Genomic DNA, 16,242 nt, shown 5'->3' on the forward strand with positions numbered 1-16,242 from the left:
CCAGCGGATTTCCGGGACGTATACGGCAATGTCAGTGGTGTGGTGTGCAATGGATCTCGTGCCCGCGCTCGATGAACCACTGAAGAAGGTGCTCGGTCCTCCCACCGCGAAGGTGATGGCCGAGCACCTCGGCCTGCACACCGTCGGCGACCTGCTGCACCACTACCCGCGTAGATACGAGGAGCGCGGGCAGCTCACCCACCTCGCCGACCTGCCCATGGACGAGCACGTCACGGTGGTCGCCCAGGTCGCCGACGCGCGCCTGCTCACCTTCGCCTCCGCCAAGGCGCCCCGCGGCAAGGGCCAGCGCCTCGAAGTGACCATCACCGACGGCAGCGGCCGCCTCCAGCTGGTCTTCTTCGGCAACGGGGTGCACAAACCCCACAAGGACCTGCTGCCCGGCACCCGCGCGATGTTCTCGGGCAAGGTCTCCGTCTTCAACCACCGCCTCCAGCTGGCCCATCCGGCCTACGAGCCGCTGCGCGCCGACAGCGACGACGCCGCCGAGACCGTCGACTCCTGGGCGGGCGCGCTCATCCCGATCTACCCGGCCACCGCCAAGCTCGAGTCCTGGAAGATCGCCAAGTCCGTGCAGACGGTGCTGCTCAGTGCCCAGGAGGCCGTCGACCCGCTGCCGGACTCCCTGCGGGACGGCCGCGGCCTGGTCTCCCTCCCCGAGGCCCTTCTGAAGATCCACCGCCCGCACACCAAGGCGGACATCCACGACGCCCGCGCCCGTCTCAAGTGGGACGAGGCCTTCGTCCTCCAGGTCGCCCTGGCCCGCCGCCGCCACGCCGACGCCCAACTCCCCGCCGTGGCCCGTCTCCCCAAGCCGGACGGGCTGCTGACCTCCTTCGACGCGAAGCTGCCCTTCACCCTCACCGAGGGCCAGCAGAAGGTCTCCAAGGAGATCTTCGACGACCTCGCCACCGAGCACCCGATGCACCGGCTGCTCCAGGGGGAAGTCGGTTCCGGGAAGACGATGGTCGCCCTGCGCGCCATGCTCGCCGTCGTCGACGCGGGCGGGCAGGCCGCGATGCTCGCGCCGACCGAGGTGCTCGCCCAGCAGCACCACCGGTCGATCACCGAGATGATGGGAGAGCTGGCCGAGGGCGGCATGCTCGGCGGGTCCGAGCACTCCACCAAGGTCGTGCTGCTCACCGGTTCCATGGGGGCGGCGGGGCGGCGGCAGGCGCTGCTCGACCTGGTCACCGGTGAGGCCGGGATCGTGATCGGCACCCACGCGCTGATCGAGGACAAGGTGCAGTTCCACGACCTGGGCCTGGTCGTGGTGGACGAGCAGCACCGCTTCGGTGTCGAGCAGCGCGACGCCCTGCGCGGCAAGGGCAAGCAGCCGCCGCACCTCCTGGTGATGACCGCCACGCCCATTCCGCGCACGGTCGCGATGACCGTCTTCGGCGACCTGGAGACCTCGGTCCTCGACCAGCTTCCCGCCGGGCGTTCGCCGATCGCCAGCCATGTCGTCCCCGCCGCCGACAAGCCGCACTTCCTCTCGCGCGCGTGGGAGCGCGTGCGCGAAGAAGTGGAGAACGGCCACCAGGCGTACGTGGTCTGCCCGCGCATCGGCGACGACATCGACGAACCTGGCGACCCGAAGAAGGCCAAGAAGAAGTCCCCCGAGGACGAGGCCGAGAAGCGCCCGCCGCTCGCCGTCCTCGACATCGCCGACCAGCTCGCCACGGGACCCCTCCAAGGACTCAAGGTCGAGGTCCTGCACGGCCGGATGCAGCCCGACGACAAGGACGCCGTGATGCGCCGCTTCGCCGCGGGCGAGACGGACGTCCTGGTCGCCACGACGGTGATCGAGGTCGGGGTGAACGTGCCGAACGCCACGGCCATGGTGATCATGGATGCCGACCGGTTCGGCGTCTCCCAGCTCCACCAGCTGCGCGGCCGCGTCGGCCGTGGCTCCGCCGCGGGACTCTGCCTCCTGGTCACCGAGATGCCGGAGGCGAGCCCGGCCCGCCAGCGCCTGACCGCGGTGGCGTCCACGCTCGACGGCTTCGAGCTCTCCCGCATCGACCTCGAACAGCGCCGTGAGGGCGACGTGCTCGGCCAGGCCCAGTCCGGCGTCCGTTCCTCACTGCGCATGCTCGCCGTCATCGAGGACGAGGAGATCATCGCCGAGGCCCGCGAGGAGGCCGCCGCGGTCGTCGCCGCCGACCCCGAGCTCACCGCCCTCCCCGGCCTGCGCACGGCCCTGGAGGCCCTCCTCGACGAGGAGCGCGAGCAGTACCTGGACAAGGGCTGAGAGACTGGCCCCGACACACTTCCAGCGCAAAGGACCCTCATGACCCGCGTGATCGCCGGCCGGGCGGGCGGACGCCGTCTGGCCGTCCCGCCGGGCACCGGCACCCGCCCCACCTCCGACCGGGCGCGCGAGGGCCTCTTCTCCACCTGGCAGTCCCTGCTCGGCGGCCCGCTGGAGGGCGAGCGCGTCCTCGACCTGTACGCGGGCTCGGGCGCCGTCGGCCTGGAGGCGCTCAGCCGCGGCGCCGGGCACGCCCTCCTCGTCGAGGCCGACGCCCGCGCGGCCCGGATCATCCGCGAGAACGTGAAAACGCTGGGCCTGCCCGGCGCCGAGGTCAGATCGGGCAAAGCGGAGCAGATCGTCCAGGGATCGGCGCCGACGGATCCGTACGACCTGGTCTTCCTCGACCCGCCGTACGCCGTGTCCGATGACGATCTTCGGGAGATTCTGCTCACACTCCGGACGCAGGGCTGGCTCGCGGCCGAAGCGCTCGTCACCGTGGAGCGCAGCACCAGAGGCGGCGAATTCGGCTGGCCGGACGGTTTCGACGCGATCCGGGCCCGTCGTTACGGCGAGGGGACGTTTTGGTACGGTCGCGCCGCCTCTACGTGCGAAGACGCACGATGACCGGACCGGAGAGCGAGGAACCACAGTTGCGCCGCGCCGTCTGTCCGGGGTCATTCGACCCCATCACCAATGGACACCTCGACATCATCGCCCGCGCTTCCAGGCTCTACGACGTCGTGCACGTCGTGGTGATGATCAATCAGTCGAAGCAGGGCCTGTTCACCGTCGACGAGCGGATCGAGCTGATCCGCGAGGTCACCGCCGAGTACGGCAACATCCAGGTCGAGGCCTACCACGGCCTCCTCGTCGACTTCTGCAAGCAGCGCGACATCCCCGCCATCGTGAAGGGTCTGCGAGCGGTCAGCGACTTCGACTACGAGCTCCAGATGGCCCAGATGAACAACGGCCTCTCGGGCGTCGAGACGCTGTTCATCCCGACCAGCCCCACCTACAGCTTCCTGTCCTCCTCGCTCGTGAAGGAGGTCGCCCAGTGGGGCGGCGACATCTCCCACCTGGTGCCGGGGGTCGTCCTGGAGGCGCTCAAGGGACGGCTCGGCAAGAGCTGAGTGCCTGACAGTGCGTCACCAGGTGTCGGGCGGGGTGGGAGTGGTCGTACAGTCGACCCGTCCGTCTCCATCACAGCTGTAGAGAGTGGCGAGCACACGGTGGACGTGCAGAAGAAGCTCGATGAGATCGTCGCGGCGGTCGGCAGCGCCCGTTCGATGCCCATGTCGGCCTCGTGCGTGGTCAACCGCGCCGACCTCCTCTCGATGCTCGAAGAGGTGCGCCAGGCGCTGCCCGGCTCCCTCGCGCAGGCCGAGGAGCTGATCGGCGGCCGCGAGCAGATGGTCGAGCAGGCCCGCCAGGAGGCCGAGCGGATCATCGAGTCGGCGCACGCCCAGCGCGGCTCCCTGATCTCCGACACCGAGGTCGCCCGCCGCTCCCAGAACGAGGCGGACCGCATCCTCGCCGAGGCCCGCCAGGAGGCCGAGGAGATCCGGGCGGAGGCCGACGACTACGTCGACTCCAAGCTCGCCAACTTCGAGGTCGTCCTCACCAAGACCCTCGGCTCCGTCGGCCGCGGCCGCGAGAAGCTCCTCGGCACCGGCCCCGGCACCGACGAGCAGGGCTACGAGGACGAGGACGCCCCCGAGCGCAGCCACGACCCGGAGACCCTGCGCCGGGACGCCGACACCTATGTGGACGTCAAGCTCGGCGCCTTCGAGGCGGTCCTCGCCAAGACCCTGGAGGCCGTCGGCAAGGGCCGCCAGAAGCTGCACGGCCGCATCGCCAGCGACGACCTGGGCGAGCTGGGCACCTTCGCGGAGGACGGGACGCCCGGCCATCACACCAGCGACTCCGACTACCTGGCCGGCCTCGCCGAGCTCTCGGAGGCCCCCGAGCGGCCCGCGCAGGCCCCCGAGGTGCCGGCCCAGCCGAACTACGGACAGCAGCAGGACGCCTACGCGTATCAGCAGCAGCCCGACCCCTACGGCTATCAGCAGCAGTACGCCCAGCAGGACGCGTACGGCTACCAGCAGGCCGACCCGTACGCCGCCTACCCGCAGCAGCAGGGCTACGACCAGCAGACGGCCTACGACCAGAGCGGGCAGCAGGCCTATCCGCAGCAGCAGCCGGCGGCCATGGACCCGATGGCGAACGCCCTGGACGAGACCAGCCTCTTCGACACGACCATGATCAGTGCCGAGCAGCTGCGGGCGTACGAACAGGGTCGCTGACCCCGGACGGACGCCGGACGGACACTGTCCGGGCACCGGCTGGGCACCGGATTGGGCCGAGAGCGAAAGGTCCAGTATCCTGGTTCTTCGGTCGCGTGTACGTCCGCGATCACTGCTGCCCGGGAACAACACCAGGGGCGGCGACCCCCCGAGTTTCGAAGATCGAAAGCAGGAACGGCTCTGAACACCCACCTCGACCACCGCAACCCTCTCGTGTTCGACACACACGAGCTGGGGCGGCGTCCTGGTGCGCTGCAGCGCTTGACCCGCACGATCGACGCTCCCAAGGATCTCGGGATCCAGGGAGTCATCGGAGTGCCGGAAGGCGCCCCGATGGAGCTCGAACTCCGGCTCGAGTCGGTCATGGAAGGTGTGCTTGTCACAGGCACCGCCCGTGCACGGGCCGTGGGGGAGTGCGTAAGGTGTCTGGAGCCGCTCGAGCTGGAGCTCGCCGCGGACTTCCAGGAGATGTTCTCGTACCCTGACGCCGACGACCGGGGCCGTGTCAAAGCGGAGCCGGCCGACGACGCCGAGGAAGACGAGGACAGGCTCTTCATCGAGGACGGACTGTTCGACCTCGAACCCGTGCTGCGTGATGCGGTGGTGCTCGCACTGCCGATGCAGCCGGTGTGCCAGGACGACTGCCTGGGCCTGTGCTCCCAATGTGGAGTCCGGCTCGCGGACGACCCGGACCACCACCACGACGCCGTCGACATCCGTTGGGCGGCACTGCAGGGACTCGCTGGTTCATCCGGAGACGGCGAGAAGGACGAGTTGAGCGGCGGCGCGCTTCCATCAGCGCACGCCGACGAGAAGCAGGAGAAGTAGCCGTGGCTGTTCCGAAGCGGAAGATGTCGCGCAGCAACACGCGCCACCGCCGGTCGCAGTGGAAGGCTGCGGTCCCCACCCTGGTTGCGTGCGAGCGCTGCCACGAGCCCAAGCTGCAGCACATCGCGTGCCCGGCTTGTGGCACTTACAACAAGCGCCAGGTCCTCGAGGTCTGAGCGGCTGGTGAGAGGTCTGATGTCTGACGCCAAGGCGGACCCAAACGCCAAGAAAAAGGCGGACAACACAGCCTCGTCCCACACGCTTCTGGAAGGGCGGCTCGGGTACAAGCTCGAGTCCGCCCTTCTGGTGCGTGCGCTGACCCACCGTTCCTACGCGTACGAGAACGGCGGTCTGCCGACCAACGAGCGTCTGGAGTTCCTCGGGGACTCCGTGCTCGGCCTCGTGGTCACGGACACGCTGTATCGCACCCACCCCGACCTGCCCGAAGGCCAGCTGGCCAAGTTGCGGGCCGCGGTGGTCAACTCGCGTGCGCTGGCGGAAGTGGGCCGCGGCCTCGAACTCGGCCTCTTCATCCGGCTCGGCCGGGGCGAGGAAGGCACGGGAGGCCGGGACAAGGCGTCCATCCTCGCCGACACCCTTGAAGCGGTGATCGGCGCGGTCTATCTCGACCAGGGTCTGGACGCGGCGGGCGAACTCGTCCACCGGCTCTTCGACCCACTGATCGAGAAGTCCTCCAATCTCGGTGCCGGCCTGGACTGGAAGACCAGGCTCCAGGAGCTCACCGCGACCGAGGGGCTCGGGGTTCCCGAGTACCTGGTCTCGGAGACCGGCCCGGACCATGAGAAGACCTTTACTGCTGCCGCCCGCGTCGGAGGCGTCTCGTACGGCACCGGCACCGGCCGCAGCAAGAAGGAAGCGGAGCAGCAGGCCGCGGAGTCCGCGTGGCGTGCCATTCGCGCCGCCGCGGACGAACGCGCGAAGTCGGCCCAGGCCGCCGAGGAAGCGGCTCAGGCCGCCGAGCAGGCAGCCAAGGCCGCCGAGGGGCCCACCGACGCCCCCTCGGCTCCGACGAGCGACTCGGCCACGGCCTGATTCCTTCGTAGCACCTTCGACAGCACCTTCTTAAAGCATCAGGCCCCTGTCGCGGCGTCCGCGCCGCGACAGGGGCCTGACGCGTCTCGTGGCCGTGCGTCCTGGGCCCCCGTCCGGGTGACGCGAGCACGAGGTAACCTTCGGGCGTCGTTCCCGTGCCCGCCCCTCCGGAGGAGTCCCGTGCCCGAGTTGCCCGAGGTCGAAGTCGTGCGGCGCGGCCTGGCGCGATGGGTCAGCGGGCGGACCGTGACCTCGGTCGAGGTACGGCACCCGCGTGCCGTACGGCGGCATCTCGCCGGACCCGAGGGGTTCGCGAAGGCGCTCGCGGGCCACCGAGTAGGACCGGCCATGCGCCGCGGCAAGTACCTCTGGCTGCCCCTCGACGACTCCCCGTTCTCCGTCCTCGCGCACCTCGGCATGAGCGGCCAGCTCCTGGTGCAGCCGGAGGACGCCCCGGACGAGAAGCACCTGCGCATCCGCATCCGCTTCGACGACACCCGGACGCCCGCCCCCGCCGGGGCGGAGGGCACCGAGCTGCGCTTCGTCGACCAGCGCACCTTCGGCGGGCTCTCCCTCCACGAGAACACCCCGGACGGTCTGCCGGACGTCATCGCGCACATCGCCCGCGACCCGCTGGACGCCCTCTTCGACGACGCGGCCTTCCACACGGCCCTGCGCGCCCGGCGTACGACGATCAAACGCGCCCTGCTCGACCAGTCGCTGATCAGCGGGGTCGGCAACATTTACGCGGACGAGGCGCTCTGGCGCGCCAAACTGCACTACGAACGCCCCGTGGCCGGCTTCACCCGGCCGCGCACCGCCGAACTCCTCGGACACATCCGCGACGTCATGAACGAGGCCCTCGCCGTCGGCGGCACCAGCTTCGACAGCCTGTACGTCAACGTCAACGGCGAGTCCGGCTACTTCGACCGCTCGCTCGACGCGTACGGCCGCGAGGGCGAGCCCTGCCGCCGGTGCGGGACGCCGATGCGGCGGCGCGCCTGGATGAACAGGTCCAGCTACTTCTGCCCGCGCTGCCAGCGCCCGCCGCGCGTCACTCCGTAGCCGCGCGCGTCTCGTCGTAGCGCTCGCGGGCCTCCAGGACATCGTCCATGCGGCCCTCGACGAAGTGGATGAGGGCCAGCAGGCGCTCGGAGATCTCGCGACCGAGCGGGGTGAGGGTGTAGTCGACGCGCGGGGGGTTCGTGGGCTGCGCCTCGCGGTGCACCAGGCCGTCGCGCTCCAGCGCGTGCAGTGTCTGGGAGAGCATCTTCTCGCTGACACCGTCGACCCTGCGCCGCAGCTCGTTGAAGCGGAACGTGCCCTCGTGCAGCGCTCCGAGCGTGAGTGATCCCCAGCGTCCGGTGACGTGCTCCAGCGTGCCCCGGGACGGGCAGCTGCGTGCGAACACGTTGTACGGGAGGTCCTGACACTCACCGCGCTCGGCGGTCTGCACGCTGGGTTCCATGGGCTCACCATACTCCGATGCAGCGCTAACCAGAGGGTTGCACTAACCAGAAGTTAGTGCTTTCCTTTGGTTCGTTGTCACCACCTGGAGGAGTCCCCACCGTGAGCACCCCGAGTACCCCTGTCATTTCCATCGCCTACCACTCCGGCTACGGCCACACCGCCGTCCTCGCCGAGGCCGTTCGCTCCGGTGCCGTCGAGGCCGGCGCCCAGGCGCACCTGATCAACGTCGACGAGATCACCGACGCCCAGTGGGAATTGCTCGACGCCTCGGACGCGATCGTGTTCGGCTCGCCCACCTACATGGGCACCGCGTCCGGCGCCTTCCACGTCTTCGCCGAGGCGTCCTCGAAGCGCTGGTTCGGACAGGACTGGCGCGACAAGCTCGCCGCCGGATTCACCAACTCCGGCTCCAAGAGCGGCGACAAGCTGCACACCCTGCAGTTCTTCCAGATCCTGGCCGCCCAGCACGGCATGAACTGGGTCAACCTCGGTCTGCACCCGGGCTGGAACAGCTCCTCGGCCTCCGAGCACGACCTCAACCGCCTCGGCGTCTTCGCCGGCGCCGCCGCCCAGACCAATGTCGACGAGGGTCCGGAGACCGTTCACAAGGCCGACATCGCCACGGCGGAGCACCTCGGGCGCCGGGTCGCGGAGGCGGCGCGGGTGGTCGCGTTGGGACGCGCGGCGGTGGCCGGGGTCGCCGCGTAAACGCTTACGCAATCGTTTGCGCAAACGCTCGCGTAAACGCTTGCGCGGGGCTGTGCAAACGGTCGTGCAAGGGCTTGCGTGAGCCTGCGTCAACGTTCACGTAAAGGCTTGCGTAAGCGTTTACGCAAGCCTTTACGCGCCCGCACCACGCTCCTGCGCACGCGCGACGAAGCCGCAGACACGACGAAGTCGCAGACCACGACGAAGTCGCAGACCGACGAAGTCGCAGACACGCCCGCACGACAAAGCCGCGCCCCTTCGTTCAGTGAGGGGGCGCGGCTTCGTCGTGTGCGTCGGCGTTCGTACAACCTTTGACTTTCGACGTGTGTCTAGTCGCAGGCGGCATGTACCACGCCGCGCCGAACGTCAGGAGCACCGTATGTCCAGCAATGCGCTGATGACCTTCAAGAGCCACATCGAGGGCAAGAACGCCGACGTGGCCATCTATCACGACCGGGTCGAGTGGAACCGGGGCCGCGGTATGAGTGCCAAAAAGCTCACGGCGGGCTTCCTGACCGGCGGCGCGTCGCTCCTGGCCACGGGGGTCCGTAGCTCCAACGCGGGCACCGAGATGATCCCGGTCAAGAGCATCTCCAGCGTGGTGACCAAACGAGACGGTCTGATGTACACCAAGGTCGTGGTGGTGGCTTCGGGGAACACGATCGACTTCCGAGTGCCGCACGACTCGGCTCCCGGCATCAAGGCGCTGCTCACCGACCTGGTGCTCGGAAAGATCCCTGCCTCTGGCCAGGCTGCTCCTGCCGCTCCCCCCGTTCAGGCTCCGGCCCCCGCGCCGCAGGTGAGTGCTCCTGTTGAGCAGTTGCGGCAGCTGGCGGAACTGCGGGATGCGGGCATCCTCTCGGAGGAGGAGTTCGCGGCCAAGAAGGCGGAGATCCTCGCCCGTATGTGATGCGCGCCGGCACGGTGGTTGCGACATGGGCAGTCGTCGCAGCCATGTGACCGTGGGTTCACATCCCACACCCACCGAAGGCGTTCGGCCTCTGACCCGATATCCCGGTCAGGGGCCGGTTCTCGTGGGCGTCGTCCGCCGGTGACCGTGACTCCCCGCTGTACCGAAGCTGTGTTCGCCGCCCGGTCGTGTTCGGCTGGGCACAGCTGACCGTGGCCGCCGCACTGGTCATCATTCTGGTTGGCGAATCCTTGACCGGCACGCCACGCCTCGGCTTGGCGGTGAAGGCGTTCGGCACTGTTGTGATGCTGTTCGGCTTCTGGTTGTCCGGCGTGGCCGACTGGGAACCGCGGCGCCGCTGATTCTTTCCCTCACCCGCCACTTGCTCCCCACGCAAGTCGCCCGCTCGTCGGCAGTCGAGGGCGGCGCCCCGTCCGTCTCGGAGCCCGAGCGCCCCCGCCGGAGGCTTGTTCCGGCCCGGCGCCGAAGGCGCAGAGGGGCCGGGCCCGGGGCCAGGATGACGGCCCCGAGACGGCCCACGGCAGTGAACATGGCGCTGACCTGCGGCTGTCTCAGTAGCCGAAGTCCTGCGTCCACCAGGGGCCGCCGGTGCCGAGGTGCACACCCACGCCGAGGGTCTTGAAGTCGCAGTTCAGAATGTTGGCGCGGTGGCCGGGGCTGTTCATCCAGGCCTCCATGACGGCGGCGGCGTCGGCCTGTCCGCGGGCTATGTTCTCGCCGCCGAGGCTGGTGATCCCGGCCTTGGCCGCCCGGTCCCAGGGGCTGAGCCCGCTCGGGTCGGTGTGGTCGAAGAAGTCGCGCACGGCCATGTCCTCGCTGAAGGCCTGGGCGAGGTCGGACAGGGCGCTGTTCGCCGTCACGGGACTGCAGCCGACCTTGGCCCGCTCGTCGTTGACCAGCTTGAGCACCTCGGTCTCGGCTGCCGCTTGGGCGGAGACGTCGACCGGCGCGGTGGTCTTGGGTGCCTTGGTCTTCGAGGCCTGACCGGGCGGAGTCGCGGGCTTGTTCGCGTTCGCGGCCTTGCCCGGCTTGGTGGTGGTGGGCTCCTGGGAGGGTGCCGTCGTCGGCGCGGCCGGCGAGGTCACGGGAGCGGTCGAGGCCGACGCCGACGCCGAGGGCGACGCGGAGCGGTCGGCGTCACGGCTCGTCGACGTGCCCTCGCGGCCGTCCGCGCTCGCGCTGCCCGACGTACCGCCCTGCTGGGTCTCCTGACCGGACGGGGACCCCACGGCCTGCACGCTGTCGGAGTTGTTGCTGCCACCACCGAGCGAGTAGTTCTCGGTGCCGGGCAGCACACCGGAGGCGACGGCCACGGTGCCCAGTGCCACGGCCGCGGAGACGCCGAGCAGACCCGTGCGTACCGGCGTCGCGGTCTTCCGCTTGCGGTGCGAGCGGGCAGCGGCGGTCGGCGGGAGGTCGGCGACGGCGGCGTAGCCGTACAGGTTCTCCGGGCCGTAACTTTCCGTAAGGGGTCCGTGGTTCTCCGTAACCCCTGTGGCGCGGCCCGTGGCGGCGCGGCCGACGGCGGAGCGTCCGTGGCGTCCCATCTCCTGGCCTTCCTCGTTCCTGGTCAGCGTCCCTCACTCAAAAGAGTGAGTTTCATATGAGACTCATTGGGTCGGGACGGTACCGCATGGCGGGAGGGGAGGAAGTGCTGCGAGAGACTTTGTCCGGTTAGCGTGCACCCATGAACGAGGTTGTACGGCTGGTGGTTTGGGTGCGCGGACGTGTCCAAGGTGTGGGTTTCCGCTGGTTCACGCGGGCCAAGGCGCTGGAGATCGGCGGCCTGAGTGGCTTTGCTCTCAATTTGGACGACGGACGGGTCCAGGTGGTCGCGGAAGGAACCCGGGCCGGATGCCAGGGTCTCCTCGACTGGCTCCAGGGGGACGACACACCCGGGCGTGTGGACGGAGTCACTGAGATCTGGGACACGCCCCGGGGGATCTATGACGGCTTCGCGATCCGGTGACGGCGACGTGCGCAACGGCCCTGGCGGAAGCGGTATGGCATGCCACCGGCACCTGCCAGAAGCAGAAATGACCTGGTGGTTGCCAAGAACGGCTCGGCGTGGCAGGCTCCGCAGAGAAGGATGATCTCCACACCCCCCGGGTCTCGCAGGAGTCGCAGCGCAGCCGTCCGAAGGGCCGCGCGACAGCGGGTTGCCCGCCAATACGGGGCGTGATCGTGTTGACCGTCAAACTTTTTGGTGAGACGCTGAAAGCCCCGCGCACCTTAGCTGTTTGGCATGTGGAACCGCAGCAAAAATTTAGTAAGTGTCAAGCATCGCGGGTGCGATTCCCTCACGACCCACACCGCTTCGGTCGGTCACTCAGTGTGGAGGACCATCCATCATGGCAAAGGCGCTTCTCGGTTACGTCGGCGGTTCCGACCCGCGACTCATCGCCGAGATGCGACGGCTCCAGCAGCGTGTACAGGACCTCGAATCCGAGCTCGTACGGATTCAGGCCGAGAACGACGCGCTCGCGGCTGCCGCTTCTCACGACTCGCTTCTCGAGAGCATCGACGTACCCCAGGCGGAGCCTGCGCTCACCTGATCACTGCACCGCACTACGACAGCAGTGGTTGGGTTGCCCGTGTCAACCGCTAATTTGTCAGCTGTCAGAATTGCAAGGGACGCCTCTTCGGCGTCCCTTCTTCTTTCCCCCGCGTGCCCTCCCACTCTTTAACGTCTGGTGTGCCCTGCACGTTCATGGGTGAAACCGTGGGTTCATGGAGTGAGACCGGCCCGAAAGGTAGAGTCCGGCGGCGTGCACCTCAAGGCCCTGACCCTGCGCGGGTTCAAGTCGTTCGCCTCGGCGACCACGCTGCGGTTCGAGCCGGGCATCACCTGTGTCGTGGGCCCCAATGGTTCGGGCAAGTCCAACGTCGTGGACGCCCTGAGCTGGGTCATGGGTGAGCAGGGAGCCAAGTCGCTGCGCGGCGGCAAGATGGAGGACGTCATCTTCGCCGGCACCACCGGGCGGCCGCCGCTCGGCCGGGCCGAGGTGTCCCTGACCATCGACAACTCCGACGGCGCGCTGCCCATCGAGTACGCCGAGGTCACCATCACGCGGATCATGTTCCGCAACGGCGGCAGCGAGTACCAGATCAACGGTGACACCTGCCGTCTCCTCGACATCCAGGAACTGCTGTCCGACTCCGGCATCGGCCGCGAGATGCACGTCATCGTCGGCCAGGGCCAGCTCGACTCCGTCCTGCACGCCGACCCGATGGGCCGCCGCGCGTTCATCGAGGAGGCGGCGGGCGTCCTCAAGCACCGCAAGCGCAAGGAAAAGGCGCTGCGGAAACTGGACGCGATGCAGGCGAACCTGGCCCGCGTCCAGGACCTCACCGACGAACTGCGCCGCCAGCTCAAGCCACTGGGCCGGCAGGCCGCCGTCGCCCGTCGCGCCGCCGTCATCCAGGCCGACCTGCGCGACGCCCGTCTGCGCCTCCTCGCCGATGATCTCGTACGACTGCGGCAGGCGCTCCAGTCCGAGATCGCCGACGAGGCCGCGCTCAAGCAACGCAAGGAATCCGCCGAGGCCGAACTGAAGAAGGCGCTCCAGCGGGAGGCGCTCCTGGAGGACGAGGTCCGGCAGCTCACGCCCCGGCTCCAGCGCGCCCAGCAGACCTGGTACGAGCTCTCGCAGCTCGCCGAGCGGGTGCGCGGCACGATCTCGCTGGCCGACGCGCGGGTGAAGAGCGCCACCTCGGCGCCCGCCGAGGAGCGGCGCGGGCGCGACCCCGAGGACATGGAGCGCGAGGCGGCGCGGATCCGTGAGCAGGAGGCCGAGCTCGAAGCGGCCCTGGAGGCGGCCGAGCACGCCCTGGAGGACACGGTCGCGCACCGGGCCGAACTGGAGCGCGAGCTCGCCGTCGAGGAGCGCCGCCTCAAGGACGTGGCCCGCGCCATCGCCGACCGCCGTGAGGGCCTGGCCCGCCTCAACGGCCAGGTCAACGCCGCCCGTTCGCGGGCAGCCTCCGCCCAGGCCGAGATCGACCGGCTCGCCGTCGCCCGGGACGAGGCCCAGGAGCGGGCGTTCGCCGCGCAGGAGGAGTACGAGCAGCTGAAGGCCGAGGTCGACGGCCTGGACGCGGGCGACGCGGAACTGACGGAGCGGCACGAGGCGGCCAAGCGGGCGCTGTCCGAGGCGGAGGCCGCGCTGAGCGCCGCCCGTGAGGCGGCCACGGCGGCCGAACGCAGGCGCGCCGCCACCCAGGCCCGCCACGAGGCCCTCGCCCTCGGTCTACGCCGCAAGGACGGCACGGGGGCGCTGCTGGGGGCCAGGGACCGCCTCACGGGGCTCCTCGGCCCCGCGGCCGAGCTGCTGTCCGTCACCCCAGGCCACGAGGTCGCGCTCGCCGCCGCCTTCGGCGTCGCGGCGGACGCCATCGCGGTCACCACTCCGGCCTCGGCCGCCGAAGCCATCCGCCTGCTGCGCAAGCAGGACGCCGGCCGCGCGGCCCTGCTGCTGGCCGGGGCTCCGGAGGAGGCGGGGGCACGCGAGACCAAGGGCATCGACGACACCGGGCAGCACCGGGCGGCGGGTGACCTCGCTTCCGGTGCGGTGCCCATCGGCGGCCACCCCGACGGGCGTGACGCATCCGGCGGCGCGAGCCCCTCCGCGGCCTCTCTGGACGACGTGGCCCCATGGGCTGCCTCAGGGGCGTTGCCTCCGGACGCCGAGTCCGGTGACGCGGCGCCGCGGACGGCCCCCACCGGGCCGCGGTACGCCGCCGACCTCGTCCGTGGTCCCGCCGAGCTCATGCCCGCCGTACGGCGGCTGCTGCGCGGGATCGTCGTGGTCGGCACCCTCGAGGACGCCGAGGATCTGGTCTACGCGCGGCCGGAGTTGACCGCGGTCACCGCGGAGGGGGACCTGCTCGGAGCGCACTTCGCGCACGGTGGGTCCGCCGGGGCGCCCAGCCTCCTCGAAGTGCAGGCGTCCGTCGACGAGGCGGCTGCCGAGCTCGAGGAGCTCGCCGTGCGGTGCGAGGAACTCGGCGCGGCGCAGCACCGGGCCGCCGAGGAGCGGGGGGAGCGGGCCGCGCTCGTCGAGGAGCTGGGGGAGCGGCGGCGGGCCGCCGAGCGCGAGAAGTCATCCGTGGCGCAGCAGTTGGGGCGGCTGGCCGGGCAGGCGCGCGGCGCGGCCGGGGAGGCCGAGCGGAGCACCGCCGCCGCGGCACGGGCGCAGGAGGCGCTCGACCGGGCCGTAGAGGAGGCCGAGGAGCTGGCGGAGCGCCTCGCCGTGGCCGAGGAGATGCCCGTCGAGGAGGAGCCCGACACGGCCGTACGGGATCGGCTCGCCGCGGACGGCGCCAACGCGCGGCAGACCGAGATGGAGGCCCGGCTCCAGGTGCGCACGCACGAGGAGCGGGTGAAGGGGCTCGCGGGACGGGCCGACGGGCTCGACCGGGCCGCGCGGGCGGAACGTGAGGCACGCGCGCGTGCGGAGCAGCGGCGGGCCCGGCTGCGGCACGAGGCGGCGGTCGCCGAGGCAGTGGCCTCCGGAGCGCGGCAACTCCTGGCGCACGTCGAGGTGTCACTGCGCCGGGCCGAGGAGGAGCGCACCGCCGCCGACACGGCCAAGGCCCGCCGTGAGCAGGATCTTGTCGCCGCGCGCAACCAAGGCCGCGATCTCAAGGCGGAGCTCGACAAACTCACGGATTCCGTTCACCGCGGCGAGGTACTCGGCGCCGAGAAGCGGCTGCGGATAGAGCAGCTGGAGACGAAGGCGCTGGAGGAGCTCGGTGTCGAACCGGCGGGGCTTGTCGCGGACTACGGTCCAAGCCAGCTCGTGCCGCCCTCGCTCCCCGCCGAGGGCGAGGAACTGCCCGAGGACCCGGAGCACCCGCGCAACCAGCCCCGGCCCTTCCACCGTGCCGAGCAGGAGCGACGGCTCAAGTCGGCCGAGCGGGCCTACGCGCAGCTGGGGAAGGTCAATCCGCTGGCGTTGGAGGAGTTCTCCGCGTTGGAGGAGCGTCACAAGTTCCTCAGCGAGCAGCTGGAGGACCTCAAGAAGACGCGGGCCGATCTGCTGCAGGTGGTGAAGGAGGTCGACGAGCGCGTCGAACAGGTCTTCACCGAGGCGTACCGGGACACCGCGCGTGAGTTCGAAGGCGTCTTCAGCAGGCTGTTCCCGGGAGGGGACGGGCGACTGATCCTGACCGACCCCGACAACATGCTCACCACGGGTGTGGACGTCGAGGCGCGGCCCCCCGGCAAGAAGGTGAAGCGGCTGTCCCTGCTGTCCGGCGGGGAGAGGTCTCTCACCGCCGTCGCGCTCCTTGTGTCGATCTTCAAGGCGCGGCCCAGTCCGTTCTATGTGATGGACGAGGTGGAGGCGGCGCTCGACGACACCAACCTGCAGCGGCTGATCCGGATCATGCAGGAGCTGCAGGAGGCCTCGCAGCTGATCGTGATCACGCACCAGAAGCGGACGATGGAGGTCGCCGACGCGTTGTACGGCGTCTCCATGCAGGGCGACGGTGTGTCGAAGGTCATCAGCCAGCGGCTCCGCTAGATGCATGTAGTGCACACCGGTCGTGACCTGCACTTCTAGTTGGGTTCAAGTAGTGAACACGTGATGACCGCTTGGGTGCGAAAAATTCACAGCAGCCGAACTGTTGACTTCGAAACTTGAAGGCATAGTCTCTGCAACGTTGCTTTT

Annotated in this window: 16 protein-coding genes; 14 read left to right on the plus strand and 2 right to left on the minus strand. The window is 69.8% G+C overall.

The features are described 5' to 3' along the window. Positions 1-49 precede the first annotated feature (49 nt). From recG to mutM, 8 genes are all read left to right on the plus strand, one after another. Positions 50-2,272, plus strand: coding sequence for an ATP-dependent DNA helicase RecG (gene recG / locus AQJ27_RS21180; RefSeq protein WP_067371036.1), 2,223 nt, complete (start codon positions 50-52; stop codon positions 2,270-2,272). Between the two features lie 39 nt (positions 2,273-2,311). After that, positions 2,312-2,899 (plus strand): 16S rRNA (guanine(966)-N(2))-methyltransferase RsmD, encoded by a 588-nt coding sequence (rsmD, locus tag AQJ27_RS21185; RefSeq protein ID WP_067371037.1) that lies wholly within the window; start codon positions 2,312-2,314, stop codon positions 2,897-2,899. Between the two features lie 26 nt (positions 2,900-2,925). Next, a complete protein-coding gene (coaD, locus tag AQJ27_RS21190) occupies positions 2,926-3,405 on the plus strand; it encodes a pantetheine-phosphate adenylyltransferase (protein ID WP_279636206.1) in 480 nt (159 codons plus the stop codon). Between the two features lie 99 nt (positions 3,406-3,504). Beyond that, positions 3,505-4,578, plus strand: a complete 1,074-nt coding sequence (locus AQJ27_RS21195; RefSeq protein ID WP_067371040.1) for an ATP synthase F0 subunit B — start codon at positions 3,505-3,507, stop codon at positions 4,576-4,578. A 180-nt stretch (positions 4,579-4,758) separates the two neighbouring features. Further along, positions 4,759-5,406, plus strand: a complete 648-nt coding sequence (locus AQJ27_RS21200) for a YceD family protein (RefSeq protein ID WP_067371374.1) — start codon at positions 4,759-4,761, stop codon at positions 5,404-5,406. A 2-nt stretch (positions 5,407-5,408) separates the two neighbouring features. Beyond that, positions 5,409-5,582 carry a 50S ribosomal protein L32 gene (gene rpmF, locus AQJ27_RS21205; protein WP_006139588.1) on the plus strand — a complete coding sequence of 58 codons (174 nt, stop codon included), beginning with the start codon at positions 5,409-5,411 and terminating at the stop codon, positions 5,580-5,582. Positions 5,583-5,601: 19 nt separating this feature from the next. Then, positions 5,602-6,459 carry a ribonuclease III gene (rnc, locus tag AQJ27_RS21210; protein ID WP_067371047.1) on the plus strand — a complete coding sequence of 286 codons (858 nt, stop codon included), beginning with the start codon at positions 5,602-5,604 and terminating at the stop codon, positions 6,457-6,459. Between the two features lie 180 nt (positions 6,460-6,639). Then, positions 6,640-7,524, plus strand: coding sequence for a bifunctional DNA-formamidopyrimidine glycosylase/DNA-(apurinic or apyrimidinic site) lyase (gene mutM, locus AQJ27_RS21215; protein WP_067371050.1), 885 nt, complete (start codon positions 6,640-6,642; stop codon positions 7,522-7,524). Here mutM and AQJ27_RS21220 read toward each other — a convergent pair. Further along, entirely contained in the window at positions 7,514-7,927 is a 414-nt protein-coding gene (locus tag AQJ27_RS21220; RefSeq protein ID WP_067371052.1) for a winged helix-turn-helix transcriptional regulator, read from the minus strand. The genes mutM and AQJ27_RS21220 overlap by 11 nt on opposite strands. A gap of 101 nt (positions 7,928-8,028) precedes the next feature. On the opposite strand from AQJ27_RS21220, the gene AQJ27_RS21225 reads away from it, so the two are divergent. The 3 genes from AQJ27_RS21225 (at position 8,029) to AQJ27_RS56420 (ending at position 9,909) form a co-directional block, all read left to right on the plus strand. After that, positions 8,029-8,637: a flavodoxin family protein gene (locus tag AQJ27_RS21225; RefSeq protein WP_067371054.1), complete on the plus strand. Its 609-nt coding sequence runs from the start codon at positions 8,029-8,031 to the stop codon at positions 8,635-8,637. 379 nt (positions 8,638-9,016) lie between these two features. Next, entirely contained in the window at positions 9,017-9,547 is a 531-nt protein-coding gene (locus AQJ27_RS21230) for an SHOCT domain-containing protein (protein WP_067371056.1), read from the plus strand. Positions 9,548-9,735: 188 nt separating this feature from the next. Beyond that, positions 9,736-9,909 (plus strand): hypothetical protein, encoded by a 174-nt coding sequence (locus tag AQJ27_RS56420; protein ID WP_159064376.1) that lies wholly within the window; start codon positions 9,736-9,738, stop codon positions 9,907-9,909. A gap of 210 nt (positions 9,910-10,119) precedes the next feature. On the opposite strand, the gene AQJ27_RS21235 is transcribed toward AQJ27_RS56420, so the two are convergent. Next, entirely contained in the window at positions 10,120-11,115 is a 996-nt protein-coding gene (locus AQJ27_RS21235; RefSeq protein WP_067371063.1) for a CAP domain-containing protein, read from the minus strand. A gap of 140 nt (positions 11,116-11,255) precedes the next feature. Here AQJ27_RS21235 and AQJ27_RS21240 point away from each other — a divergent pair, with 140 nt between their 5' ends. The 3 genes from AQJ27_RS21240 to AQJ27_RS21250 all read left to right on the plus strand — a co-directional run bounded on the left by AQJ27_RS21240 (position 11,256) and on the right by AQJ27_RS21250 (position 16,095). Continuing rightward, the gene (locus AQJ27_RS21240; protein WP_054235378.1) at positions 11,256-11,537 is read left to right on the plus strand and encodes an acylphosphatase; all 282 of its coding nucleotides are present in this window, start codon (positions 11,256-11,258) and stop codon (positions 11,535-11,537) included. Positions 11,538-11,919: 382 nt separating this feature from the next. Further along, positions 11,920-12,123 (plus strand): hypothetical protein, encoded by a 204-nt coding sequence (locus tag AQJ27_RS21245; protein WP_028802434.1) that lies wholly within the window; start codon positions 11,920-11,922, stop codon positions 12,121-12,123. A gap of 213 nt (positions 12,124-12,336) precedes the next feature. Beyond that, entirely contained in the window at positions 12,337-16,095 is a 3,759-nt protein-coding gene (locus tag AQJ27_RS21250; RefSeq protein ID WP_067371067.1) for an AAA family ATPase, read from the plus strand. The last annotated feature ends 147 nt before the right edge of the window (positions 16,096-16,242 follow it).

This window comes from Streptomyces olivochromogenes, from assembly GCF_001514115.1.
Taxonomy (GTDB): domain Bacteria; phylum Actinomycetota; class Actinomycetes; order Streptomycetales; family Streptomycetaceae; genus Streptomyces; species Streptomyces olivochromogenes.

Coding starts and splice junctions, on each gene's coding strand:
- AQJ27_RS21245 (WP_028802434.1), top strand. CDS start 11,920: ATGGCAAAGGCGCTTCTCGGTTACGTCGGCGGTTCCGACCCGCGACTC.
- AQJ27_RS21220 (WP_067371052.1), bottom strand. CDS start 7,927: ATGGAACCCAGCGTGCAGACCGCCGAGCGCGGTGAGTGTCAGGACCTC.
- AQJ27_RS21230 (WP_067371056.1), top strand. CDS start 9,017: ATGTCCAGCAATGCGCTGATGACCTTCAAGAGCCACATCGAGGGCAAG.
- AQJ27_RS21235 (WP_067371063.1), bottom strand. CDS start 11,115: ATGGGACGCCACGGACGCTCCGCCGTCGGCCGCGCCGCCACGGGCCGC.
- AQJ27_RS21240 (WP_054235378.1), top strand. CDS start 11,256: ATGAACGAGGTTGTACGGCTGGTGGTTTGGGTGCGCGGACGTGTCCAA.
- rsmD (WP_067371037.1), top strand. CDS start 2,312: ATGACCCGCGTGATCGCCGGCCGGGCGGGCGGACGCCGTCTGGCCGTC.
- recG (WP_067371036.1), top strand. CDS start 50: ATGGATCTCGTGCCCGCGCTCGATGAACCACTGAAGAAGGTGCTCGGT.
- rnc (WP_067371047.1), top strand. CDS start 5,602: ATGTCTGACGCCAAGGCGGACCCAAACGCCAAGAAAAAGGCGGACAAC.